Origin of the sequence: Amycolatopsis thermalba (assembly GCF_023376025.1) — a bacterium.
GTDB lineage: Bacteria > Actinomycetota > Actinomycetes > Mycobacteriales > Pseudonocardiaceae > Amycolatopsis_E > Amycolatopsis_E thermalba.
Genome location: NZ_CP091196.1, coordinates 3496326 through 3520735, shown reverse-complemented (window position 1 = coordinate 3520735; position 24410 = coordinate 3496326). Strand labels below are relative to the sequence as shown.

23 protein-coding genes, 2 pseudogenes and 1 riboswitch are annotated in these 24410 nt (G+C 74.1%); of the genes and pseudogenes, 8 read left to right on the top strand and 17 right to left on the bottom strand.

Features of this window, described 5'->3' with window-relative positions; genetic code table 11:
- Positions 1 to 31: 31 nt before the first annotated feature.
- On the bottom strand, positions 32 to 901 hold the full coding sequence (locus tag L1857_RS16865) for a hypothetical protein (RefSeq protein ID WP_162830988.1): 870 nt from the start codon (positions 899 to 901) through the stop codon (positions 32 to 34).
- A complete protein-coding gene (gene metH, locus L1857_RS16860) occupies positions 898 to 4506 on the bottom strand; it encodes a methionine synthase (protein WP_116110017.1) in 3609 nt (1202 codons plus the stop codon). The genes L1857_RS16865 and metH overlap by 4 nt, the downstream gene beginning before the upstream one ends.
- Positions 4507 to 4521: 15 nt before the next feature.
- Positions 4522 to 4599, bottom strand: a riboswitch (S-adenosyl-L-homocysteine riboswitch).
- 345 nt (positions 4600 to 4944) lie between these two features.
- Here metH and L1857_RS16855 point away from each other — a divergent pair.
- Complete coding sequence (locus tag L1857_RS16855) at positions 4945 to 5952, top strand: zinc-dependent alcohol dehydrogenase (RefSeq protein ID WP_116110016.1); 1008 nt, start codon at positions 4945 to 4947, stop codon at positions 5950 to 5952.
- A 208-nt stretch (positions 5953 to 6160) separates the two neighbouring features.
- On the opposite strand, the gene L1857_RS35405 is transcribed toward L1857_RS16855, so the two are convergent.
- From L1857_RS35405 to L1857_RS35400, 5 genes are all read right to left on the bottom strand, one after another.
- Positions 6161 to 7195, bottom strand: coding sequence for an enoyl-CoA hydratase/isomerase family protein (locus tag L1857_RS35405; protein ID WP_094007030.1), 1035 nt, complete (start codon positions 7193 to 7195; stop codon positions 6161 to 6163).
- Positions 7192 to 7836: a TetR/AcrR family transcriptional regulator gene (locus L1857_RS16840; RefSeq protein WP_094007029.1), complete on the bottom strand. Its 645-nt coding sequence runs from the start codon at positions 7834 to 7836 to the stop codon at positions 7192 to 7194. The genes L1857_RS35405 and L1857_RS16840 overlap by 4 nt, the downstream gene beginning before the upstream one ends.
- Before the next feature lie 80 nt (positions 7837 to 7916).
- Positions 7917 to 8678: a 3-hydroxyacyl-CoA dehydrogenase gene (locus L1857_RS16835; protein ID WP_116110015.1), complete on the bottom strand. Its 762-nt coding sequence runs from the start codon at positions 8676 to 8678 to the stop codon at positions 7917 to 7919.
- A gap of 326 nt (positions 8679 to 9004) precedes the next feature.
- Entirely contained in the window at positions 9005 to 9214 is a 210-nt protein-coding gene (locus tag L1857_RS16830) for a hypothetical protein (protein ID WP_094007025.1), read from the bottom strand.
- 74 nt (positions 9215 to 9288) lie between these two features.
- A complete protein-coding gene (locus L1857_RS35400) occupies positions 9289 to 9414 on the bottom strand; it encodes a hypothetical protein (protein ID WP_255407928.1) in 126 nt (41 codons plus the stop codon).
- 327 nt (positions 9415 to 9741) lie between these two features.
- Between L1857_RS35400 and L1857_RS35715 the strand changes: the two genes are divergently transcribed.
- Genes L1857_RS35715 through L1857_RS35705 form a run of 3 tightly spaced genes read left to right on the top strand, consistent with a single transcriptional unit; the run spans position 9742 to position 11068 of the window.
- Positions 9742 to 10104 (top strand): hypothetical protein, encoded by a 363-nt coding sequence (locus L1857_RS35715; RefSeq protein ID WP_429727765.1) that lies wholly within the window; start codon positions 9742 to 9744, stop codon positions 10102 to 10104.
- Positions 10056 to 10961: an aminotransferase class I/II-fold pyridoxal phosphate-dependent enzyme gene (locus tag L1857_RS35710; RefSeq protein WP_116110013.1), complete on the top strand. Its 906-nt coding sequence runs from the start codon at positions 10056 to 10058 to the stop codon at positions 10959 to 10961. Before L1857_RS35715 ends, L1857_RS35710 begins: the two co-directional genes overlap by 49 nt.
- Positions 10898 to 11068 (top strand): Orn/Lys/Arg family decarboxylase, encoded by a 171-nt coding sequence (locus L1857_RS35705; RefSeq protein WP_429727764.1) that lies wholly within the window; start codon positions 10898 to 10900, stop codon positions 11066 to 11068. Before L1857_RS35710 ends, L1857_RS35705 begins: the two co-directional genes overlap by 64 nt.
- Positions 11069 to 11072: 4 nt before the next feature.
- On the opposite strand, the gene L1857_RS16820 is transcribed toward L1857_RS35705, so the two are convergent.
- Together L1857_RS16820 and L1857_RS16815 are read right to left on the bottom strand one after the other, a co-directional pair.
- Positions 11073 to 11726 (bottom strand): response regulator transcription factor, encoded by a 654-nt coding sequence (locus L1857_RS16820; RefSeq protein ID WP_094007024.1) that lies wholly within the window; start codon positions 11724 to 11726, stop codon positions 11073 to 11075.
- Entirely contained in the window at positions 11714 to 12838 is a 1125-nt protein-coding gene (locus L1857_RS16815; protein ID WP_116110012.1) for a sensor histidine kinase, read from the bottom strand. The genes L1857_RS16820 and L1857_RS16815 overlap by 13 nt, the downstream gene beginning before the upstream one ends.
- Positions 12839 to 12946: 108 nt before the next feature.
- Here L1857_RS16815 and L1857_RS16810 point away from each other — a divergent pair, with 108 nt between their 5' ends.
- Positions 12947 to 13468 (top strand): YceI family protein, encoded by a 522-nt coding sequence (locus L1857_RS16810; protein WP_116110011.1) that lies wholly within the window; start codon positions 12947 to 12949, stop codon positions 13466 to 13468.
- A gap of 36 nt (positions 13469 to 13504) precedes the next feature.
- Here the strand turns inward: L1857_RS16810 and L1857_RS16805 are convergent, their stop codons facing one another.
- Positions 13505 to 14584, bottom strand: a complete 1080-nt coding sequence (locus tag L1857_RS16805; protein WP_249465562.1) for a polyprenyl synthetase family protein — start codon at positions 14582 to 14584, stop codon at positions 13505 to 13507.
- A 354-nt stretch (positions 14585 to 14938) separates the two neighbouring features.
- On the opposite strand from L1857_RS16805, the gene L1857_RS16800 reads away from it, so the two are divergent.
- Positions 14939 to 15169 (top strand): hypothetical protein, encoded by a 231-nt coding sequence (locus L1857_RS16800; RefSeq protein ID WP_116110009.1) that lies wholly within the window; start codon positions 14939 to 14941, stop codon positions 15167 to 15169.
- Between the two features lie 345 nt (positions 15170 to 15514).
- Here L1857_RS16800 and L1857_RS16795 read toward each other — a convergent pair whose 3' ends face one another.
- From L1857_RS16795 to L1857_RS16765, 7 genes and pseudogenes are all read right to left on the bottom strand, one after another.
- The gene (locus L1857_RS16795; protein ID WP_094007156.1) at positions 15515 to 16291 is read right to left on the bottom strand and encodes an adenylate/guanylate cyclase domain-containing protein; all 777 of its coding nucleotides are present in this window, start codon (positions 16289 to 16291) and stop codon (positions 15515 to 15517) included.
- Positions 16292 to 16331: 40 nt separating this feature from the next.
- Entirely contained in the window at positions 16332 to 16931 is a 600-nt protein-coding gene (locus tag L1857_RS16790) for an energy-coupling factor transporter transmembrane component T family protein (RefSeq protein WP_116110008.1), read from the bottom strand.
- A gap of 649 nt (positions 16932 to 17580) precedes the next feature.
- On the bottom strand, positions 17581 to 18255 hold the full coding sequence (locus tag L1857_RS16785) for an energy-coupling factor ABC transporter ATP-binding protein (RefSeq protein WP_094007014.1): 675 nt from the start codon (positions 18253 to 18255) through the stop codon (positions 17581 to 17583).
- A gap of 85 nt (positions 18256 to 18340) precedes the next feature.
- Positions 18341 to 19288: pseudogene (locus L1857_RS16780) on the bottom strand (thiolase family protein); the annotation flags it as partial.
- A gap of 157 nt (positions 19289 to 19445) precedes the next feature.
- Entirely contained in the window at positions 19446 to 20675 is a 1230-nt protein-coding gene (locus tag L1857_RS16775; protein ID WP_116110028.1) for a class I adenylate-forming enzyme family protein, read from the bottom strand.
- Between the two features lie 2 nt (positions 20676 to 20677).
- Positions 20678 to 21247, bottom strand: a complete 570-nt coding sequence (locus L1857_RS16770) for a biotin transporter BioY (protein WP_094007010.1) — start codon at positions 21245 to 21247, stop codon at positions 20678 to 20680.
- A gap of 51 nt (positions 21248 to 21298) precedes the next feature.
- On the bottom strand, positions 21299 to 22468 hold the full coding sequence (locus tag L1857_RS16765; protein WP_094007009.1) for an AI-2E family transporter: 1170 nt from the start codon (positions 22466 to 22468) through the stop codon (positions 21299 to 21301).
- A 67-nt stretch (positions 22469 to 22535) separates the two neighbouring features.
- Here L1857_RS16765 and L1857_RS16760 point away from each other — a divergent pair.
- A pseudogene (locus L1857_RS16760) lies at positions 22536 to 23176 on the top strand (GntR family transcriptional regulator).
- A gap of 153 nt (positions 23177 to 23329) precedes the next feature.
- Positions 23330 to 24334: a 1-aminocyclopropane-1-carboxylate deaminase gene (locus L1857_RS16755; RefSeq protein ID WP_249465560.1), complete on the top strand. Its 1005-nt coding sequence runs from the start codon at positions 23330 to 23332 to the stop codon at positions 24332 to 24334.
- Positions 24335 to 24410: the final 76 nt, after the last annotated feature.

The window sequence follows — 24410 nt, the reverse complement described above, 5'->3', positions numbered from 1 at the left end:
GGGCTACCACCTGACCGGGTGACCAAACCCCTCAGCCGAACACGCCGAGTCCGGTCGCCGCGTGAACCTCCAGCCGGACGAACTGCTCCTGCGGAACCGCCTCGACGGCGAAGTAGTCCTCGCGACGCGGATCGTCGACCGGAGCGGGCTCGAGCCAGGTGAAGGTCCGCAGTGCCCGGGCCGCGGCCTCCACCGCCTCGAACGCCTCCCGCTCGGTGCCACCCACGAGCGCGGCGACCTCGATCGTGCCGCTGGGCCGCCGCCGCGGCTCGCTGACCTCGATGTCCTCCTCCGAGGGGAACGTCTGCCGCCGGAGGTCGCCGGCGAGCTCGCGCACCATCTCCCGCGCGTCGATCCCGTCCGCGCCCGAAATCTCGGCGACGATCACGATCCGCGTGCTGGTGGCCGCGTGCACCAGGTCCATCAGCTCGCGGATCTCGTCCTCGTCGAACCCGCCCTCGGGGCCGAGCGGTTCGAGCTCCTCGATCTCGATCTCCTCCGGCTCGGTGCCGAACGGATCCCGGCCCCGCTCGACGATCATCGTCACAACGGTGCCGTCCGGCAGCTCCGCGCGGAAGACCCGCCCGAAGGGGCGCCCGCGCAGCTCGACGATCTCCAGCAGCGCCGGGTCCAGCCCGATCACCTCCAGGTGCCCGAGCGCCACCCGCCGGATCGCCTGGATCGCGCTCTCGCCTTCGCGCGAACGTGACCGGATCACCAGCCGGGCGTCGTACGGACCCGGCGGGTCGGTGTTGCCCGGCCCGATGGAGAACCGCCACGCCCCCAGCCCGGCGATCAGTCCCTGGCACGCCTCCACCGCGGTGGCGAGATCGCGCGCGGGAAACCACAACTGGAGCTCCGCGACCACGTCGGTGTCGCGGAGCTCCTCGGAGATCATCACTCCGCGGGATCGTAGTCCAGGTTGGGGCGCAGCCACTTCTCGATTTCCGCCTGGGGCAGGCCGCGGCGCCGGGCGTAGTCGGTGACCTGGTCGAGACCCAGGCGGCCCACCGTGAAGTACCGGGACTCCGGGTGGGCGAAGATCAGCCCGCTCACACTGGCCGCCGGGGTCATCGCGAACGACTCCGTCAGGCCGAGGCCCAGGTCCGACGCCCGCAGCAGCTCGAACAGCTCCCGCTTCTGGCTGTGGTCCGGGCTCGCCGGGTAGCCGAGCGCCGGGCGGATCCCGCGGAACCGCTCGGCGTGCAGGTCCTCCAGCAACGGCGACGCGTCCGGCTCGAACCACTCCCGCCGCGCTTCCAGGTGGATGTACTCGGCGAACGCCTCGGCCAAGCGGTCGGCCAGCGCCTTCACCATGATCGCCCGGTAGTCGTCGTTCCGGGACTCGTAATGGCGCGCCAGCTCCTCGGCCCCGTGCACCGCCACCGCGAACCCGCCGAGGTGATCGCCCGCCGGGGCCACGTAGTCGGCCAGGCACCGGTTCGCGCGACCGTCCGGTTTGGACGTCTGCTGGCGCAGCATCGGGAACCGCACACCGCCCTCCAGCACGATGTCGTCGCCCTCGCGGTGCGCCGGCCAGAACCCGTAGGCGCCCCGCGCCCGCAGCGAACCGTCCGCGACGATCTCGTCCAGCAGCGCGTTGGCGTCGTCGAACAGCTCCCGCGCCACCGGCTGGTCCAGGATCGCCGGGTACTTGCCCTTCAGCTCCCAGGCCAGGAACAGGAACTGCCAGTCGATCATCTCCCGCAGCGCCGGCAGGCCGGGCGAAACCACCCGCACCCCGGTGAACGACGGCACCGGCAGGTCGTCGAACGACACCCGCTCCGGGTTGGCCCGGGCCTGCTCCAGCGTGAGCATCGGGCGGCGCTGCTTGCGCGCGTGCTGCTCCCGCAGCCGCTCCTGCTCCGCGCGGTTCGCCGAGTCCAGCGCCGCGCCGCGCTCCGCGTCGAGCAGGTCCGACACCACCCCGACGACCCGCGACGCGTCCAGCACGTGCACCGTCGTGTGGTCGTAGGCCGGGGCGATCCGCACCGCCGTGTGCTGCCGGGACGTGGTCGCGCCCCCGATCAGCAGCGGGATCTTCAGCCCGCGCCGCTGCATCTCCGCCGCCACCGACACCATCTCGTCCAGCGACGGGGTGATCAGCCCGGACAGGCCGATCGCGTCGGCGTTCTCGGCGACCGCGGTGTCCAGGATCTTCGCCGCGGGCACCATCACGCCGAGGTCGATCACCTCGTAGTTGTTGCAGCCCAGCACGACGCCGACGATGTTCTTGCCGATGTCGTGCACGTCGCCCTTCACGGTCGCCAGCACGATCTTGCCGTTGCCGCGCTCGGTCTCCACGCGCCCGGCCAGCCGCGCCTGTTCCTTCTCCGCCTCCATGAACGGCTCGAGGTAGGCGACCGACCGCTTCATCACGCGCGCGCTCTTGACCACCTGCGGCAGGAACATCTTGCCCGAGCCGAACAGGTCGCCGACGGTCTTCATGCCGTCCATCAGCGGGCCCTCGATGACCTCCAGCGGCCGCGCGAAGTTCTGCCGGGCCTCTTCGGTGTCCGCCTCGATGTAGTCGACGATGCCGTGCACCAGCGCGTGCCGCAGCCGCTCCGCCACCGGCGCCTCGCGCCAGGACAGGTCCACGACGCGCTTGCGGCCCTCGCCGCGGACGGTCTCGGCGAACTCGACCAGCCGGTCGGTGGCGTCCTCGCGGCGGTCGAACAGCACGTCCTCGACCAGTTCGAGCAGGTCAGCGGGGATGTCCTCGTACACGGCGAGCTGGCCGGCGTTGACGATGCCCATGTCCAGCCCCGCGCGCACCGCGTGGAACAGGAACGCCGAGTGCATCGCCTCGCGCACGACGTCGTTGCCGCGGAAGGAGAACGACAGGTTCGAGATGCCGCCGCTGGTACGCGCGCCGGGGCAGCGCTGCTTGATCAGCGGCAGCGCCTCGATGAACGCCTTGGCGTAACCGTTGTGCTCGGCGATGCCGGTAGCGACGGCGAGCACGTTGGGGTCGAAGACGATGTCCTCGGGCGGGAAGCCGGCCTCACTCGTGAGCAGGTCGTAGGCGCGGCCGCAGATCTCCACCTTGCGATCGCGGGTGTCGGCCTGGCCCTTCTCGTCGAAGGCCATCACGACGACACCGGCGCCGTAGTCGCGGATGCGGCGGGCCTGGCTCAGGAACTGCTCCTCGCCCTCCTTGAGGCTGATCGAGTTGACCACACCCTTGCCCTGCACGCACTTGAGCCCGGCCTCCAGCACGCTCCACCGCGAGCTGTCGATCATGATCGGGATCCGGGCCACCTCGGGCTCGGTGGCGATCAGGTTGAGGAACGTGGTCATCGCGTGCTCGGAGTCGAGCAGGTCGGCGTCCATGTTGACGTCGAGCAGGTTGGCGCCGCCGCGGACCTGGTCCAGTGCGACGTCGACGGCGGCCTGGTAGTCGCCGGACTCGATCAGCCGCCGGAACTTCGCCGAGCCGGTGACGTTGGTGCGCTCGCCGATCATCACGAACCCGGTGTCGGCGCCGATCTCGAACGGCTCCAGCCCGCTGAACCGGGTGTGCGTGCGCGGCGGCGGGACCTCGCGCGGGGCCGCGCCGGAGACCGCCCGCGCGATCTCGGCGATGTGCTCCGGGCCGGTGCCGCAGCAGCCGCCGACGATGTTGACCATGCCGCTGCCGGCGAACTCGCCGAGCATGCGGGCGGTCTCCGCAGGCGTCTGGTCGTAGCCGCCAAACGCGTTGGGCAGCCCGGCGTTGGGGTGGCAGGCCACGTAGGTGCCGGCCAGCCGCGACAGCTGCTCGACGTGCGGGCGCATCTCCTCGGCGCCCAGCGAGCAGTTCACGCCGACGACCAGCGGGCGGGCGTGCTCGATCGCGCTCCAGAACGCCTCGACGGTCTGGCCGGACAGGGTGCGCCCGGACAGGTCGACGATCGTCACCGAGATCCACAGCGGCAGGTGCGGGGCCACGTCGCGGGCCGCCGCGATGGCGGCCTTCGCGTTGAGGGTGTCGAAGATCGTTTCGATGAGCAGCAGGTCCACGCCGCCCTCGGCGAGCGCGGCGATCTGCTCCGCGTAGGCGTCGCGGACCTGGTCGAAGGTGACCGCGCGGTAGGCGGGCTCGTCGACCTTCGGCGACAGGGACAGGGTGACGTTGAGCGGCCCGATCGACCCGGCCACGAACTTGCCGTCGGCCTCGTCGGCGGCCTGGCGCGCCAGCTGGGCGCCGCGCACGTTCATCTCGCGCACCAGGTGCTGCAGGCCGTAGTCGGCCTGGCCGATGCTGGTCGCGGTGAACGTGTTGGTCGTGGTGATGTCGGCGCCCGCGGCGAGGTAGCGCCGGTGCACGTCGAGGATCAGGTCCGGCCGCGTGAGGTTGAGCAGGTCGGGGTCGCCCGTCACGTCCTGCGGGTGGTCGCCGATCACGTCGCCGCGGTAGTCGGCCGGGGTGAGCCCCGCGCCCTGCAGCATGGTGCCCCAGGCGCCGTCGAGGACGGCCACCCGGTCGCTCAGGATCTCCCGCAGAGCCTTCGTCGTGTCCACCGGCGCCCTCCCCACTGTCGGGAGGCGCCCTTGTTGCGGTTTCCGGGGGCCGAGCGTGGCGGACCAGGGTCCGTTGCAGCGCCTCTCGGCCTGGCGAACACAGTACTGGACGGCCCGCGGCGGCACCAAAGCCGTTCCGCGATGTGGACGCGGCGCCGTGGGACACCGGCGCACAGCAGAACGGCGGGCCGGCTTCCCCAAGCCGGCCCGCCGTCGGAGACCGCCTGCCCTTCTGGCCCCGACCGGCCGGGCATCGACCTCCCGCGGGCGCCATCCCCCGACGGAACCCGCTTTCCCCGCCGTGCGGTGCCCCGAGCACCCGCACGTGCTCCACCAGTATGCGCCGCGAGGGGCCGTCCGGGGCAAGGCGGAAGTCCTCAAAATGAGGACTTTGTGCCATTGCCGTCCACAGTGGATCTTTCCGGCTACGCTGGGTGCGTGCGGGCGTTCGTGGTGACCGCTCCCGGCGAGGGCGGCGTGACCGAGGTCGAGCCGCCGGTCGCGGCGGCGGGCGAGGTGGTCGTCGCCGTGGAGCGGGCCGGGATCTGCGGCACGGACGCGGAGTTCTTCGACGGCAGCATGCCGTACCTGCACGACGGGCACGCCCGCTACCCGGTGCGGCTGGGGCACGAGTGGTGCGGGACCGTCGTGGAGACCGGCGAGGGCACCGACCCGGGCTGGGTGGGACGGCGGGTCACCGGGGACACGATGCTCGGCTGCCGCGCCTGCCGCCGGTGCCGGAGCGGACGCCAGCACCTGTGCGAAACCCGCACCGAGATCGGCATCCGCGGCGGGCGGCCGGGGGCGCTGGCCGAGCGGCTGGCCGTGCCGGTGACCGCGCTGCACGCGTTGCCGGACACGGTCGGCGCGGCCGCGGGCGCGATGGTCGAGCCGGGCGGCAACGCGCTGCGGGCGGTGCGCGGCGCGGACCCGCGCCCGGGCGACCGCGTGCTGGTCCTCGGGCCCGGCACGATCGGCCTGCTGTGCGCGATGTTCGCCCGCGCGGCGGGCGCGGAGGTGCACCTGCTCGGCGCCACCGCCGCGTCGCTGGGGTTCGCCCGCTCCCTCGGGTTCGGCAATGCCTGGGCGGCCGGCGAGGTGTCGGCGCTGCCGTTCGACGCGGTGATCGACGCCTCCGGGGCGGCGGAGTCGCCGGCCCGGGCGGTGGAGCTGGTCGAGCCGGGCGGGCGGGTCGTCTGCATCGGCCTGGCCGGGCGCCCGAGCCTGCTCGACACGCGTCGCCTGGCGCTGAAGGACGTCACCGCGGTCGGCGTGCTGTCGGCCTCCCCCGGTCTGGCCGGGACGATCGAGCAGTACGCCACCGGCGCGGTCGATCCGGTGCCGCTGGTCGCCGCGACGGTGGGCCTGGACGCGGTGGCCGCGGTGCTCGCCGGTGACCGGCCGGGCGGCGGCGCGCCGAAGATCCACGTCGACCCGCGCCGCTGAGGTCAGGCGTGCGCGCCCACGGTGACCGGGCCGACGGTCGGCCGCGGCGCGAGGCCGAGGATCTCCCCCAGCCGGGACACCCGGCCGTCCGGCTCGCGGCGGTGCGCAGCGCTCAGCGTGGTGAACGGTTCGACGGCGAGCAGACCGACCGGATCGTCGGCGCCGTGGACGCGCTCGCTCCTGACCCGGACGCCAGGCCGGGAAGCGGTCAGGAACCGTCCGCAATGGCGTCGATCAAGCCCCAGTCCAGCGCGGTGTCCGCGCTCAGCGGCCGTCCGGACAGCGCCGGCCACAGCGTCCGCCACCGGCCGATCCGGCGCGGCACGCTCACCGTTCCGCCCGCGCCCGGGATCAGGCCCATCGCGACCTCCGGCAACCGGAACACGGTGCCCGGCCGGGCCACCACCCGGCCCGCGAACGCCGCCAGTTCGAGCCCGGCTCCCACGCACGCCCCGTGCACGCGCACCTCCGCCCGCCCGGCGATCGCGTGCAGCGCCCGCGCGGCTCCGGCCCTGGTGCGGACGAAGTGCGCGGTGACCAGGTCCGGGGCCGTGCCGAACTCGTCGAGATCGCCGCCGGAGCAGAACACCGGGCCCGCGCCGTCGAGCACGACCCGGCACTCCTCCGCCGCCGCGGCCCGCAGGGCACCGACGAGCGCGTCGCGCATCTCGCGGCCGTAGGCGTTGCGCCGCCGCGGCCGGTTGAGCGTCACGCGCAGGACCTCGCCGTCGCGAGTCAGCAGCACCGGCGGTTCGGCGGCGGGCGGTGGCAGCGGGCGGTCCCCGCGGCCGCGGAGCCACCGCACGAACTCCGGCCCGCCGAGCAGGGTCGAGTAGGCGAACGACTCGACGTCCAGCGCCGCGGCCACGTCCAGGCGCCCGCTCGCCCGCAGCACCTGGACCAGGACCAGCGCGGCCTGCGGGTTCGCCTCGGCCGCCCGGCACACCACGTCCGCGTCGCCCGCCGGGTCGTCGCTCGCCGCGAACTGGGGACCACTGCCGCAGCCATCGGCGGCGAAGGTCAGGTCGAGGGCGTCGGCCAGGGCCCAGCGCTCGTCGTCGACCGGGTGGGTGGCCACGCCGACCAGGATGCGCTCGCACGAGCGCGCCGCCCGCGCGGCGGCTTCGACGACGTCGGCGGGCACCGGCTCGTCGAGATCGACCACGACGAGCGGGCGCCGGACCTGGCCGGCGTCGTCCAGGAGCGGGTCGTGCGCGGCGCCGCCGGCGAGCGCGGTGATCATGCCGAGCGGGCCCGGGTGCGGCGCGCCGCCGGCCGCTTGCGGGCCCCGACGGTCATCAGCGCGATGTCGACGTAGCGCTCGGCCAGTTCGTCCGGCGACAGCGGGCCGCCGTCGGGGTGGTACCAGCGGCCGATCGACTGGAGCATGCCCAGCAGCGCCCGCGCGGTCTCGGCCGGCCGCGTGGCGACGAACAGCCCCTCGGCCACGCCGTCGGAGACGATCCGGGTGACCAGGACCTCGATCTCCTTGCGCCGCGCCGCGTACCGCTTGCGGTTGGCCGGGGACAGGTGCCGCAGCTCGAAGTCCAGCGCGGCGAGCCGGGTCCGGTGGGCCATGTGCAGCACGATCGCCTCGACGACGTTGACCAGCCGCCGGTCCGGCCGGTCACCGGCCTCCTCGGCGGCCTGCCGCACCCGCCAGTCGAGGTCGCTCGTGGCCTCCTCGACCAGCGCGGTGAACACGCCCTCCTTGTTCTCGTGGTGGTAGTACAGCGCGGGCACCGTCTGGCCCACGCGTCGCGCGATGTCCCGCACCGGGGTGCCGTGGAAGCCCTGCTCGTAGAAGGCTTCCAGCGCGGCCGCCAGGATCGGGGTCAGCTCGAGCGGTCCGTACTCCCGCCACGCTCCCTCGGGTCGTGTCATGTCCTGCCCATCGAAGAGGTCACGGGGGAACGATAACGGGGCGCGGCAGCGGGCCGGGGCGCCGCTGCCGCGCCACCGGGTCAGCGGGGTGCCATGCGGATGGCGCCGTCGAGGCGGATGGTCTCGCCGTTGAGCATCGGGTTCTCCACGATGTGCCGGGCCAGCGCCGCGAACTCGGCAGGGTCGCCCAGGCGCGAGGGGTGCGGCACCTGCGCGCCCAGCGACGCGATGGCCTCCTCGGGCAGGGTCGCGAACAGCGGCGTGTGGAACAGGCCCGGCGCGATCGTGACCACCCGGATCTTCAGGCTCGCCAGGTCACGGGCGATGGGCAGGGTCATGCCCACGATGCCGCCCTTCGAGGCCGAGTACGCGGCCTGGCCGATCTGCCCGTCGAACGCCGCCACCGAGGCGGTGTTGACGATCACGCCGCGCTCCTCGCCCACCGGCTCTGCCTCGGCGATGCGCTCGGCGGCCAGGCGGATCACGTTGAACGTGCCGACCAGGTTGACGTTGATGACCTTGGTGAAGGCCTCCAGCGGGAAGGCGCCCTGCTTGCCCACGGTCTTGTGCGCGTTGCCGATGCCGGCGCAGTTCACCGCCACCCGCAGCGTGCCCAGCTGCTCCGCGGCGTCCAGCGCCGCGCTCACCTGGGCTTCGTCGGTCACGTCGGCCGCGGCGAACACCACCCCGTCGCCCAGTTCCTTGGCCACGGCCTCGCCCTGCGACGAGGGCAGGTCCACGATGACGACCTTCGCGCCGCGCCCGTGCAGCTCCCTGACCGTCGCCAGCCCGAGCCCCGACGCACCACCGGTCACCAGCGCGACCGCGTTGCCGACCTCCATGTCGCAACACCCCTTCCCGTTAGCCCGTCCCGGCCGCGACGGCCGGAACCTTGCTTAGCGCACGTTAAGGGAGATCGGCGGTGCGGGGAAGGCCCCGGGGCGAACGTCTCAGGCCCGGCATCCAGTCCGCACGCGCGCCGAGCAGCACCTGCGCCTCGGCGACGCAGACGCCGCGCCGCGCGCTCAGGCTGGTTCGGCAGCGGCGGGAGCCGCTCACGCCAGGCACCCGGCGCCGACGCGATTGACTGAGCGGGCGCCGCACCCAGCGTCGCGGCACGCGCGCACGACCGCACCGCCCGGCACGCCGATCCGCCAGGGCCGCGCACTCAGGCCAGTTCCTGCCCCGCCCACTGGGTGCGGATGCGCCGCCAGGCCAGCGCGTAGGGCTCGGCCGGATCACCCGGCCGGATGACGCCGTTCGCGACGTCGGAGCGGGAGCGCGCGAGCTCCCGCTCGGCGAGCGAACGCGGCACGTGCAGCACTTCGACGATCTGCCAGAAGAGCTCGCCCGGCCCGGCTTCTGTCCCGTCCGCCATGCTCGCAGGATGGCGGCTCCCGCGTGCCTGCGCCACCGCAACGCCGGATTCCACGCGATCGGAACCCGGCCGGGTCACGAGACGGCCTCCTCCGCGACTCCCTCCGCGGCCGATGGGACCTCGTCACCGGCCTGCAGCTCGGCCCAGTCGAGCCCGGCCGCGGCGACCACGTCGTCGAAGATGGGAGTCCGGTCGCTCATCGGGCACCCGGAACCGGCTCGGCACACATACGTTCCCCTCCAGCGTCGTGTACGGCCACGCGAGGTCGGAAATTAACACGCGACCAGCGGCAACCGCCACGCGGAATCCCATGAACGGGGGACACCTTTCCGGGGGTGGACCCCCGCGTCCACTGAGGAGTTTGCCGTCCGCGCGCACGGGGAAGCCCCGGCCGTGGACCATGCGCAGGCACCCGTGATCGAAGCCATCCAGCGGTACCGCGAGCACGGTCACCTGGGATTCATCCCGCCCGGCCACAAACAGGGACGCGGCATCGACCGCGGCTGGCCGAGGTCGTGGGCCGGGACGTGTTCGCCTCCGACATCATCCTGATGAACGGCCTCGACGACCGCCGCATGTCGCGGGGCGTGCTGGCCAAGGCCGAGGAACTGATGGCCGACGCGGTGGACGCCGAGGAGGCCTACTTCTCCACGTGCGGCAGCTCGTTGTCGGTCAAGAGCGCGATGCTGGCCGTCGCCGGGCCGGGCGAGAAGCTGCTGGTGTCCCGCAACGCGCACAAGTCCGTGGTGGCCGGGCTGATCATCAGCGGCGTGCAGCCGGTGTGGGTGCACCGCGGTGGGACGGGCGGTTCCACCTCGCGCACCCGCCGGGACCGGAGGACGTGCGGGACGCGTTCGCGAAACACCCGGACGCCAAGGGGATGTTGCTGATCACGCCGACCGACTACGGGGCGTGCGCGGCGATCCGCGAGACCGCGCGGGTGTGCCTCGTCCACGACGTGCCGCTCATCGTGGACGAGGCGTGGGGCGCGCACTTCCCGTTCCACCCGGCGCTGCCGTGGTGGGCGATGGACGCGGGCGCGGACATCTGCGTCACCAGCGTGCACAAGATGGGCTGCGGCCTGGAGCAGGGCTCGGTGTTCCACCTGCGCGGCGAGCGGGTCGATCCGCAGGTGCTGGCATCCCGGGCGGACCTGCTGGGCACCACGAGCCCGAGCGCGCTGATCTTCGCCGGGCTCGACGGCTGGCGGCGGCAGATGGTGCAGCACGGCGAGGAGTTGCTCGGCCGGGCGCTCGACCTGGCCGCGTCCGTGCGGGCGGAACTGGCCGCCGTTCCCGGAATCCGCGTGCTGGAACGGGACGACCTGGTCGGGCCGCGGCTGGCCGACGACCACGACCCGCTGAAGATCGTGCTGGATCTGCAGGAGCTGGACCGATCCGGCTACGACGCGAGCGAATGGCTGCGCGAGCACCACCGGATCGACATGGGATTGTCCGACCACCGCCGGATGGCCGCGCAGATCACGATCGCCGACGACGAGGAGACCACCGGCAGGCTGCTCACCGCGATCCGCGACCTGGCGGACCGGATCGACGAGATCCGCCCCGCCAAGCGGTGGACCTGCCCGAGCCCGGTGAACTGGAGCTGGAGCAGGCGATCCTGCCGCGCGACGCGTTCTTCGGCCCCATCGAGGACGTTCCGCCGGAGGAGGCGATCGGCCGCGTGGCCGCGGAGACGATCAGCCCGTACCCGCCGGGCGTACCCGCGGTGGCGCCGGGCGAGGTGATCACCCGCGCCGTGGTGGACTACCTGCTGAGCGGCCTCGACGCGGGCATGTACCTGCCGGATCCCGCCGACCCGCAGCTGAAGACGTTCCGCGTGGTGAAACGCTGACGGCTCAACAGAAACCGGCGTCGTGCGCCATGAGCGCGATCTGGGTGCGGTTGCCGGCGTCCAGTTTGGACAGTATCCGGGTGATGTGCGCCTTCACCGTCGCCACGCTGAGGTGGAGCTCCGCGGCGATCTCGGCGTTCGTCGAGCCACGGCCCACGCCGAGGGCCACTTCCCGCTCGCGCGGGCTGAGGGTGGCGAACGCGGCGCGCGCCCGCTCGTAGGACCCGGCCTCCACGGCGGCGCGGTCCATCAGCCTGCGCGTGATGCGCGGGGACAGGATCGGATCACCGGCCGCGACCCGGCGGACGGCGTCGGCGATGTCCGCGGGCGGCGCGTCCTTGAGCAGGAACCCGCTCGCCCCGGCGCGCAGTGCCCGCAGCACGTTCTCGTCGGTGTCGAACGTGGTCAGCACGACCACCTCGGGCGGGTTCGGCCGCGCCCGGGTCCGGTGGGTGGCGAGGATCCCGTTCAGGCGCGGCATCCGGATGTCCATCAGCACGACGTCGGCGGGGTGCGCGTCGAGCGCGGCGGCCACCTCGTCCCCGTCGCCGGCCTGGCCCACCACGGCGATGCCCGGCGCGCCGTCGAGCATCATGGTCAGGCCCGAGCGCACCAGGGCGTCGTCGTCCACGATCAGCACGCGCGTCACGCCGGCCACGGCAGCTCCGCCGCCAACCGGAACTCCCCCGCCGCGGCCTGGTGGTCGAGCCGGCCGCCGGCCAGCCGCACCCGCTCGGTCAGGCCCACCAGCCCCGTCCCGCCGCCCGGCCCGGGCGCGCCACCGGACACCGGGTTGGACACCACGATCCGCAGCCGCTCGCCGGGCGCGCCGCGGAGGTCGATGCGCACCGGGCTGCCGGGCGCGTGCTTGCGGGCGTTGGTCAGCGCCTCCTGCAGGACGCGGTAGGCGGTGCGGCCGGTCGCGCCGGGCACCGCGGCCGGGTCGGCGAGCCCGTCGCGCACCTCGACCGGGGTGCCGACCGCGCGGGACTCCTCGACCAGGTCGGACAGCCCGCTCAGCGTCGGGAGCGGGCCCTCGGGGTCCTCGTCGGTGTCCCGCAGCAGCGCGATCACGTCCCGCAGCTCGTTCAGCGCCTGGTGCACGGTGGCGCGGATGACTCCGGCGGCCTGTGCGATGCGGTCCGGCGAGCTGTCCGGCCGGTACTCCAGCGCCCCGGCGTAGGTGGCCAGCAGCGACAGGCGGTGCGCGAGCACGTCGTGCATCTCGCGGGCGATGCGGGTGCGCTCGGCCGCGCGGGCCTCGGCGATGCGGCGGCCCTGCTCGGCCTCGGCGCGGCGGGCGCGTTCGGTGAGCGACAGGATCAGCTGGCGGCGGGCCTCGGCGAGCGCGCCGCCGCCGACGAGCGCGGCGTGCCCAAGCACCACCAGCACGACCCACCACTGGTAGGGCAGGCCGGGGGTGGGCCGCCACAGCCCGCGGACGAGGTGCCCGGCGACCCCGGCCGTGGCGACCCCCACCGCCACGGCCAGCGGCCCGCGCCGCGCGATTTGCACGACGCCGATGCTCGCCGGGGGTGTCGCGGTCGGCACCAGCGCGGTCAGCACCATCTGCGCGACCGCGGCCGGCACCGGCCGGCGGAACAGCAGCGGCACCAGCGCGCAACCCAGGGCGCCGAGGACGAGATCCGCGACCAGCAGGGCGCCGCGCACCCCGGAGAGGGCCTCCCCCGCCGCGGTGGCGGCGAACCCGATCGCGGCGGCGACGGTCAGGACCGTCCGCCCCCGTTCGCAGAGCAGCTCGCCGTACACGTCGGCGAGCCTACGGCCACTTCGGCCGCGGCGACCAGCGACCAAAGTCGACATCGCCGGCCACCTCCGGCCGACGCGCGGCCGGTGGTGCGTGCCAGACTGGCCACCATGACGGCTTCCAGCACGATCGAAGTCCCGGCGGCGGGCGCCTACCGCATCGACGCGGCCGCCTCGCGCCTGTCGTTCCGCACGCGGCACTTCTTCGGCCTGGGCCCGGTGCGCGGGTCGTTCCGCCTGCGCGAGGGGCAGGTGCGGGTGGCCGACCCGGTGGGTGGCTCGGAGGTGGTGGCGACCATCGACGCGGCGAGCATCGACACCGGCAACTCCGGGCGCGACCGCACGGTGCGATCCGGCCAGTACCTGGACACCTCGCGGCACCCGGACATCACGTTCACGTCGGCAGCGGCGGAGCGCGACGGCGCCGGGTGGGTGCTGCGCGGCACGCTGACGGTGCGCGGCACCAGCGGCCCGCTGGACGTGGTCGTCGATTCGGTGATCGCGGAGGGGCCCCGGCTGCGGGCGCGGGCCCGCAGCCGGGTGGACCGCTACGCCTTCGGGGTCACCGCGATGAAGGGCATGACCGGCCGGTACCTCGACCTGGAGCTGGAGCTGATCGCCGAGCGCGGATGACCGGGCCGGTGGTCCGAAGTGGACACGCCGTGCGGATCACGGCGTGCGACGGGTGGCCAGCCGCACCAACTCCGCACAGGCACGACGGGCCGGCGCGGGCAACTCCGCCGCCTCCAACGCGGCCAACGCCTCACGCGCCCTGGCCTCGATCAGCTCCCCAACCGCATGCTCGGCACCGGTCTCGGTGATGACCTCCCGCAGCCGCGCCGCACCGTCCTCGCCGAGCTCCGGATCGCCGTGCAGCGTACGGATCAGCTCGCGCTGCCCGGGCCGCGCGCGCCGCCAGGTCAGGGCCATCAGCACGGTCCGCTTGCCGCGGCGCAGGTCGTCGAGCACGGACTCGCCGGTGGTCCCGGGGTCGCCGAACACGCCGAGCAGGTCGTCGCGCAGCTGGAACGCCTCGCCCAGCGGACGGCCGTAGGCGGTGCACCAGCGCAGCAGATCGGGGCCGCCCCCGGCGAGCGCGGCCCCGATCTGCAACGGCCGTTCCACGGTGGAGCCGGCGCTCGTCAGGCGCAGGGCGCGCCAGCTGCGGTCGAGCACGTCCTCGGTCCACTCGCCGCCGAGGTCGAGGTACTGGCCGGCCAGGACCTCGCTGCGCATCGCGTGCAGCACCGGCGCGACCCGCCGCAGGTCGTCCTCGCCCAGGCCGGCGGTCAGCAGCAGTTCGTCGGCCCATACCAGGCACAGGTCGCCGAGCAGGATCACCGCGTGCGCGGCGAACCGGGCGGCCGCCTCGGCGTCGTGGCCGCGGTAGCGCCCGGCGAGCCGCCGGTGCAGGTCCGAGCCGTCCAGGACGTCGGCGTGGATGAGCGCGAAGGAGTGGAACAGTTCCAGCGCCGCGCCGACCCGCGCGACCGCCCCGCCTGCCGGGTCACCGCCCGCGGCGAGCCATCCGCAGTGGCAGCACAGCGGGCGCAACCAGGTGCCGTCCCGGACGAACTCGCGCAGCACGTCGACCAGCGGCGGCAGGCAGTCGTCGGCCGGATCGCGGGCCTGCGCGTCGAGGAACTCGCCGAGGGCGCTCTCGGCCACCGCACGCGCCCGGCCGAAGTCCGGTTCCGCCGGGGCACGCGGTCGCGGGGGTGCGGACACATCGGCGAGGCGGGTCGACATGAATTCTCCTCGGGGGAAGGGGAAAGACGCGGTCGGAGGTGTAGCACTCCGGCTGCCGGGTGAAACGGCGAAAACGCCGCACCACACTTCCGGGAGCCGCGGCAGACCTTGTGAGCGAGGAATCGGAGGCTTTCGTCGCGGACGGTGAACACCTCCGCGTCATGATGAACCCGTTGCGGCGCAAGGGAAGCAAAAACCCGTTCGTATGAAGCTGCGGGGCGGGCTTGAACCCGGCGGACGCTTCGGGCAACGTGGAGTCGTCCGGTGTTCACCGGAACCCGAAAACCCTTGTGTGGCAGCGTTTTTTCGCCGACCCGCACCGGCGCCCGATTTGGGCGGAACAGGAGGATCCCCATGACGGCCGGGAAAGTGGCTCCGCTCGTCGCCCCGGGTGGCGCCGACGTGCTGGTGCCGCACGAGATCCGCGAGCCGTTCCCGGATGTTGCCCCGCTCGCCGGAGGAATGCACCGCCACGGGCCGCGAGCCACCGGCGGGACCGTCCTGGCCGGCCGCCGAGCGCCGCCGGGAATCGCGCCCGGCGGGTGGGTGGCCGTGCCCCTCCGGCCGGGCGGGACGCTCGGGTAGGCACCTGCGCGCGCGGGGCACGGGGGTGGGATTTCGGCCGGCGGGGCCGCAGACGTGGGGCACGGGCAGTACCCGTGAACCTCGGGAGGGCCAGTGCGGTCGGGAGGCCAGTGCGGCCACCGGGCCTGCGGCCGGCCGCAGCCACGGTGCAGCCCGATCAACCGCAGCGTGAACCCAGGCCGGTCGGCAAGACGCGGCCTTCGCCGACGCGAACGAACGCACCCACTCGGCCTTGGCGTCGGCGCGCTGCCGGGGGTCGGCCGCCGGGCCGCGACAGACAGCCGTGTCCCCATCGGGTCAGCGCCGTGTTCCCCATCCTCGGCGCCGCGGGGGCCCCGACCGGCGTCAGGCGGGCTCGACCGAGAAGATCTCCAGGTCCCGTGGCGTGCCCTTCGCGCGGAACCAGCGTTTGCGGCGCACCTCGAAGCGCTCCGGGTCGAGCGCGTCGCGCACGGGGGCGGAGATCAGGACCTGCCCGCCGGCCGCGGCGTCGGCCACCCGCGCCGCCACGTTGACGTCCACGCCCAGGTAGTCGTGCCCGAGCTTGCGCGGCGTCCCCGCGTGCAGGCCGGCCCGCAGGCTCGGCCGGTGCCCGGAGATCTCCAGCTCGGCGACCCGTGCGCACGCCTCCACGGCCGCGTCGACCCCGGCGCCCGGGTCCGCGAACACGGCCATCAGGCCGTCACCGAGGCGTTTCACCACCCGGCCGCCGCGGCGGGTGATCTCGGGCTCGGTCACGCGCCCGACCTCCCGCAGCAGGCGGAGCGCCGCGTCGTCGCCGGCTTCCAGGGCCCACGTCGAGAAGCCGACCAGGTCGGTGAAGAGGATGGTGATCCCGGCGGTTTCGGTGGCGTGCCGGGAGCCGGTGAACGCCTGCCACACCTGCACCGCGGTCAGCCCCAGCTCGCGGAGCACGCTCGGCTCCGGGCTGCCGGCCAGGGCGCGGGCCAGACGGTGCGACGGCAGCCGGCCCGCGGTGGACAGCGGGTCGCCCATCTCGCTGTCGCCGGGTGCGAGCCGCCGCACGAACCGCGCGGTGCGGAGCAGGCTCTCGCGCCGGTCGACCTCGCGCAACGCCTGGCCGAGCCTGCTGCGGCGGCCGCCGGGGGCCTCGTCGGTCACCGGCCCAGGATAGTGGGCGGCGATCACCCGGCGCGACGCGTCAGCGATCACCCTCGCCGCGGGCGGCCAGGGCCTCGCCCAGCTCGTCGGCGTGGCGGAGGGTCCGCACCAGGAACGGCACGGTGAACGCGACCACCGACCGGTCCGCGCCGCGTGCCTTCGCCGCCTCCCGGACCTCACCCGCGATGCCGGTCAGCGTCGCCACGGCCTGCAGCGTCAGGCCGACCAGCAGGCCGAGCCGCTCCGGCCGCACCCCGAACCGCCGCAGCGGCCCCAGCCCCCGCTCGACCGCGGCGACCAGGTCGTCCACCCGGGTGGTGAGGGTGACCAGGTTCGCGGCGGCGAGCGCGGCGACGATCCGCAGGCACACCACGACGGCCGGTTCCAGGCCGAGCAGCCACCACTGCAGCGCGAACACGACCACGACGAGCAGCCCGAGCGACCGCAGCAGCCCCCAGCACCGCCGCCAGGACACCCGAGCGACCCCATACCCGGCGACGGCCACCGCGCACAACGCACCGAGCCACAACGGCGACCGCAACACGAAGATCACCGCGGCGAGCGCCAGCAGCGCCAGGAACTTCACCCCCGCCGGAGCCCGGTGCAGGACGCTGGTGCCCGGCTCGTACCAGGCGTTCATCCGGCCAGCCCCGAATCCCGGCCAGGCAACGGCCCCCGCGCGCCCGGCTCGTACCGAATGGGGGCACGACCAGGTCGCACACGAGCCAACCGCCCGCCGGCGAGATCAGCTCCGCGCGGCGGGCCGGCCGCCGAAGCCCCGTGCAGGACCTTGCAGCCCAGCTCGTACCGAATGGGGGCACGACCAGGTCGCTCAGGGGCCACCCGCCCGCCGGCGCTGACATCAGCCCCGCGCGGCCGGCCGGCCGCCGGAACCCGGTGCCGGGGGTCGGAGCCCCGCTCGTACCAGGCGTTCATCCAGCCAGGCAACGGCCCTCCCCCGCCCAGCGCGCACCGCGCGGGGGCCCGACCAGCTAGCACACGAGCCAACCGCCCACCAACGCCGGGACCAGCCCCAGCCCACAACGCCCGGCGCAGGAAGCTGGAGCCCAGCCCGTGCCGAGTGAAGGTAGAACCAGGTAGCACACGGGCAAGCCACCCGCCCGCGCCGAGACCAGCCCCACCGGGCACGCCGGCCACCGGCGCCCAGCACAGGAGGCCGGAGCCGAGCCCGTACCGAATGGGGGCACGACCAGGTCGCCCATGGACCAACCGCCCGCCGGCGAGATCAGCTCCGCGCGGCGGGCCGGCCGCCGGGGCGTGGTGCGGGCTCATGCGATCAACTTCCGGTAGTGCGCCAGCGCCGCCTCCGGGGTGTCGTCCGCCGCGATGCGGCCCGCGTCCAGGACCACGACTCGGTCGAAGGCGTCCAGCAGGTCCAGGTCGTGCGTCACCAGGACCACCTGTTGCGGCAGCCCGGCCAGCGTCTCCGCGAACCGGCGCTTGTTGCGCAGGTCCAGCAGCGTCGTCGGCTCGTCGCAGACCAGGATGTCCGGCTCCAGCACCAGCATCGCGCACAGCGCCAGCAACTGCTTCTGCCCGCCGGACAGCTGGTGCGCCGGATGATCGACATAGTCCCCCAGCCCGTAGCGCGACAGCACCTCCGCCGCCCGGGCAGCACGCTCCGCTTTGGACAGTCCGCTCCGGCGCAGCGAGAACGCCACGTCCTCACCGGCCGTGGGCATCACGATCTGGCTGTCCGGGTTGGTGAACAGGAACCCGACCCGCCTGCGCACCGCCCGGCCCTCGCGCACCGGGTCCAGCCCGTCGACCAGCACCCGGCCCGACGTCGGCGCCACCAGCCCGTTGATCATCCGCGCCAGGGTCGACTTGCCGGACCCGTTGGCGCCGACGAACGCCACCCGCCGCTCCGGGATGCGCAAGTCCACTTCGGACAGCACCACCCGCGCGCCGTAGCGGTGCCCGACGCCCTCGAACTCGATCATCCGGCCTCCCACCTCGTCGCGACGCCCACGCCGCCCCGGCGGACAGCGCGGCCACGCCGCACCCACCGCCCCGCTGCCGCACCAGTGTGCCGAACAACCGCACCACCAGCACCGCACCCGAGGCCCCCCACGGGTGACCGAGCGCGATCGCCCCGCCGTCCGGGCTCACGATCTGCTCGTCGAGGCCCGCCGCGTCCAGACACGCCAGCGCCTGCCCGGCGAACGCCTCGTTGAACTCGACCACATCGGGCGTCCCGTCCAGCACGGTCCGCATCGCCGGCACCGCGCCCAGCCCGAGCCGGTTCGGGTCCACCGCCGACGTCGCCGACGCGACCAGCCGCAGCCCCGGCACGCCGAGCCGCCGCTGCACCCGCTCGCTGACGATGAGCACCGCCGCCGCGCCGTCGTTGATTCCGCACGAGTTCGCCGCCGTCGCGGTGCCGTCCGGGGTGAACGCCGGCCGGAACCGCGCCAGCCGGGCCTCGGTGAAGCCGTCCCGCGGACGCTCGTCCCGCGCGACCCCGCGCACCGGCACGATCTCCGCGTCGAACCGGCCCGCCCGCTGCGCCGCGACCGCGCGCGCGTGACTGCGGGCGGCGAACGCGTCCTGCCGCTGCCGCGAGATCCCGGCCTCCGCGGCGACCAGGTCCGCGGCCGGGCCCATGTCCGGGTCGCCGATCTCGGCCGGCGCGAACGGCGCGCGCGTGTAGAACTCGCCCGGCTCGCTGCTGCCGTCGACCCGCCAGGCGCGGAACGGCGCGGTCGAGGCGCTTTCCACCCCGCCCGCGAGGAACACCTCGCCGTCCCCGGCCCGGATCATCGCCGCGGCCAGGGTGATGGCGGCCAGCCCGCTCGCGCACTGCCGGTCCACGGTCACCCCGGGCACCCCGAGCCCCGCGCGCAACGCCGCGACCCGCGCCGGATTCCCCCCGGGCCCGAACACGTTGCCCAGCACCACGTCATCCACTGTGGACAGACCGGCGTCGTCGAGGGCGGCGCGCAGCACGGGCGCGGCCAGCTCGTCCACCGGCACCCCGCGCAGGGCACCGAACGCGTTGCCGATCGCGGTGCGCCGCGCGGCGATCACGACGGGCGTGGTCACGGCAGCGGCTCCACGGACAGAGTCCCGAGCCGCGCGGCGGCGAGCGCCCGGGCCGGTTCATCGAGCACGGCCATCACGGCAGCCATGGTCACGTCAACGGCTCCGCGGGCAGAGTCCCCTCAGCCAGCCGCGCGGCGACCACCGCCCGGGCCGGCTTGCCGGACGCGGTGCGTGGCAGCTCCTTGACCAGCAGCCAGCGCCGCGGCCGGTTCGCGGGCGCGAGCCGGTCCCGGGCGACCGCCCGCAGCTCCCGCAGCCGCGCCGGACCCTCGACGACCGCCGTGACCAGCTCGCCCAGGCGGGGGTGCGGCGTGCCGCTGACCAGCACGTCCACCACGCCGGGCGCGCTCCGCAGCACGGCCTCGACCTCCTCGGCGGGCACCAGCCGCCCGCCGCTGGACACCGTGGCCCCGGCCCGGCCCCGCACGACCAGCGCACCGGACGCATCGAACTCGGCGAGGTCGCCCACGGTGGACCAGTCACCGGCCGCGCGCAGGTCGCCATCGCGCAGCTGCCCGGCGTAGGCCAGCGGAGACCGCACCCACAGCACCCCGTCGCGCACGTCCAGCTCCACGCCGGGAACGGGACGCAGTCCCCCGGCGCCACGCCGGATCGCGATCAGCGAGTGTTCCGCCGAGCCGTAGTACTCGATCAGCTCCGCCTCCGGCAGCACACGGGCGAACCGGGCACGGACCTCGTCGCCGAGATGCGCCCCGCCGCACACCACCGTCCGCAACCCGGACGAGCCACCACGCCGCTCCAGCACCGACAGCAGAGTGGACAGCATCGCCGGCACCAGGTGCACGGTCGCCGCCTCGGTCCGGGCCGCGGCCTCGGCGTCCCAGCGCGGCAACGTGATCACCGGCCGGCCGCACCACCGGCCGTGCAGCGCGCCGAACAGGAACAGCGACGAGCTGAGCGGCCCGGGGATCAGCACCGGCCCGGGCAGCGGGCCGAGCGCGGCGAAACTGCGCAGCCACGAGTCCCGGGTGCGCACCAGGACCTTCGGGCTGCCGCTGCTGCCCGAGGTCGTGGGCAGGTAGAAGAACGTCTCCCCGTCGCCGGCGGCCTCGACCGGCTCGGCGGGGGTGGGAGCCGGGGCGGTGACGACGAGGTCCGGGCGAGCGTCGGCCAGCACCGCGGCCCGCTCGGTGGGCGTCCAGGACGGCTCGATCACCAGGGACGCGGCGCCCAGCAGGTCCGCGCCGAGGAACCACGGCAGCACGTCCGGCACGTCGAGCGCGACCCGCGAGCCTTCGCCGATCCCGCGGCCGGCCAGCCACCGCGCCGCGCCGTACGCCCGTTCGTCCGGCACCACCGTCACTCGCTCCGGGACGCCGATCCCACCAGCTTGCCGGGCAGCGCGCGGTGCACGACGGCGCCGATCAGGGCGACCGCGACGACCTTGGCCGCGTCGCCGGGCAGGAACACCAGCGACTGCACGGCGGCGGCACCCAGGTCGCCGGTGTAGACGCCGAGGTAGGTGATGCCGAAGACGTAGTCGACGACCAGACCGGCCGCGGCGGCGAGCAGCAGCACCGGCAGGTTGGCCCGCTTCAGCCGCGCCACGATCAGCCCCACCACCAGCGCCGACGGGATCCAGCCGATCAGGAACCCGCCGCTGGGGCCGATGAAGGGCGCGATCCCGCCGCGGCCGCCGGACAGCAGGGGCAGGCCGATCGCGGTCAGCGCGAGGAACAGCACGACCGACGCGGTGCCGCGGCGCGCGCCGAGCACGCATCCGGCCAGCAGCGGGCCGGCGTTCTGCAGCACAATGGGCACACCGGAGCCGCCGACGTAGAGGCCCGGGAACAGCCCGAGCACGGCGATGAACGCGGCGAAGACGACGGTGCGGGCGAGGTCACCGGCGGGAAGGGTGGGGCGTGGCACGCGGGAACGGTAACCCGTGGCTCGCCGCGGTGGGAAAGACGCAGGTCACATTCAGCTGTGGTCGAGCCGGTGGAACACGATTTCCCGCACGAACAGCAGCACCGCGGCGGCCACCGGGATGGCCACGAGCGCGCCGACGATGCCCAGCAGCACCCCGCCGAGCACCACCGCGACGACCGTGACCAGCGCGGGCACGTCCACGAACCGGCCGATGATCTTCGGCGTCAGCAGGTAGTCCTCGACGAACCGGTAGACGATGAAGAACCCGACCGTGGCCAGGCACACCGGCCAGGACACGGTCAGCGCGGTCAGGCTCACCACGACCCCGGCGATGATCGCGCCGATCACCGGGATCAGGTCGAGCACCGCGAGCAGCAGCGCCAGCAGCACCGGGTACGGGATGCCGAAGATCGTGAACCAGATGAACCCCAGCACCCCGGCGATGATCGAGATGACGACGTTGCCCAGCACGTACGAGCCGACCTTGGCGAAGATCTGGTCGCCGATGAGGATCGCGCGCGGGCGGCGGGTGTGCGGCACGAACCGGTAGATCGTGGCGCGCAGCCGCGGGAAGTCGGCGAGGAAGTAGATCGTCAGGACGAGCACGATCAGCGTGTCGGTGAGCGTGCCCAGCACCGCGCGCCCGCTGCCGAGCAGGCCGCTGACCAGGGCCGGGTTGGGGTCGCTGAACGTGCTCTGGAGCCGTTGCTGCAGGTCGAACCGCGCGCTGACCTGGCCGAGCCACGAGCTGCGGTCGCCCAGCCGCGCCAGGTACTCCGGCACCTGGTCGATGAACCGGACGGCCTGCTCGACCAGGGGCGGGATCAGCGCGGCGAAGAACCCGGCGGCCAGGCCCAGCCCGCCGACCACGATCACCGTGACCGCCAGCGGCCGCGGCAGGCCGTGCCGGACGAGCCAGGACGCGACGGGTTCCAGTCCGATCGCCGCGAACAGCGCGACGCCGATGAGCACGAGCGTGCCGCTGGCGATGAACAGGAACCAGACCGCGCCGGCGGTGACCGCCGCCCCGGCGGCCGCGGCCATGCCCACGAAGAACGGCGAGCGCTTGTTCATCGGCTTGCCGGGCGGGCCGAGCGGGCGCTCCTCGCTGCTGATGCGCTCGGCGACGGCCTCGGCGTCGGCGACCGGGCCGGTGATGGCGTCACGGGGCTGGCCGACCAGGTCGTCCGGCCCCTCGGAATCCGCAGCTGACGCCGCCACGCTGGGCGAGTAACCGGCGGAGGGGGTGGCGAAACCGGGCTGGTTTTCCTGGCGATTGACATCTAACATGTCAGTTGTGGAACGAGTCCGGCGCACGTTGCTGCGGGAAACCGCGCACCAGGTCATCCGGGACGCGATCGTGCGCGGCGATCTCGCCCCGGGCAGCGTGGTGCGCGACGCCGACCTGGCGCAGGAGCTGGGCCTGTCGCGGGCGCCGGTGCGCGACGCACTGGCCCGGCTCGCCGACGAGGGGCTGATCGAGACCAAACCGCAGAGCCACACCCGGGTCACCCCCTGCTGTCCCGGGACGTCCGCGACGCGGCGGCCGTGGTGCGGGCGATGCACGAACTGGCCGCGCGCACGGCGGTCCCCCGGCTGACCGACGCCGACTGCGACGCGATGGCGGCCGCGAACGACCGCTTCGCCGCCGCGGCCCGCGCCGGAGACGTCGACGGGGCCCTGCGCGCGGACGACGACCTGCACGACGTGCTGGTGCGTGCCTGCGGCAACCGCGCGGTCGCCGCGACGATCGACCGCTACACGCCACTGATCCGCCGCCTGGAGCGGATCCGCTTCGCCGAGGGGGCCGGGCACCAGTCGGCGGAGCTGCACGAGCGGCTCATCGCGACCTGCCGCGTCCGCGACACGGCCGCGGCCACCGAGGTGACCACCGAGATCTGGCGGGAACTGGAAGACCTCGCCGACTGACCCCGCCCGCGAGTCCCACACTCCGGCGCGCGAGTCCCACCTTCCCGCGCGCGAGTCCCACCGTCCCGCGCGCGAGTCCCACCTTCCCGCCCGCGAGTCCCACCTTCCCGCCCGCGAACCCTGCGCGAACGCCCCCACGAGAACGGAGCCCCCATGTCCCTCGCCGACTTCGAGCGTTATCCCCTGCTCTTCGGGCCCTCGCCGGTGCACCGGCTGGACCGGCTCACCGCCCACCTCGGCGGCGCCGAGATCTGGGCCAAGCGCGAGGACTGCAACTCCGGCATCGCGTTCGGCGGGAACAAGACCCGCAAGCTGGAGTACCTCGTCGCGGACGCCATCGCCCAGGGCTGCGACACCCTGGTCTCCATCGGCGGCGTCCAGTCCAACCACACCCGGCAGGTCGCGGCCGTCGCGGCACGGGCCGGGCTGAAGTGCGTCCTGGTGCAGGAGAGCTGGGTCGACTGGCCGGACGCCGTCTACGACAAGGTGGGCAACATCCTGATCAGCCGCCTGGCCGGCGCCGACGTGCGGCTGGTCAAGGCCGGCTTCGGCATCGGCGTCAAGGAGAGCTGGGAGCAGGCCCTGGAGGAGATCCGCGAACGCGGCGGCAAGCCCTACGCGATCCCGGCCGGCGCGTCCGACCACCGCCTGGGCGGGCTCGGCTTCGCCCGGTGGGCCGCCGAGGTCGCCGAGCAGGAACGCGAGCTGGGCGTGCACTTCGACACGATCATCGTCTGCTCGGTCACCGGCTCCACCCAGGCCGGGATGATCGCCGGGTTCGCCGCCCTGGACGAGGACCGGCCGCGCCGCGTCCTCGGCATCGACGGCTCCGCCAAACCGGACGAGACCCGCGACCAGATCGCCCGGATCGCCCGCAACACCGCCGGACTGCTCGGCGTCGAGCGCGAACCGGAGGTCGAACTCGACGAGCGCTACCACGCCGGCATCTACGGCATCCCCGACGAGCAGACCCTCGACGCGATGAAGCTCGCCGCCCGCACCGAGGGCATGGTCACCGACCCGGTGTACGAGGGCAAGTCGATGGCCGGGCTCATCGACCTGGTGTCGCGCAAGGAGATCCCGGCCGGCTCGACCGTGCTGTACGCGCACCTCGGCGGCCAGCCCGCGCTCAACGGCTACAGCGCGCTGTTCAGCTGACCGGCGCGAGTCCCACGCTCCGGAACGCGGGTCGCCCAGTCACTGAACTGGCGATTGGGCGACCCGGGCGCCTGAA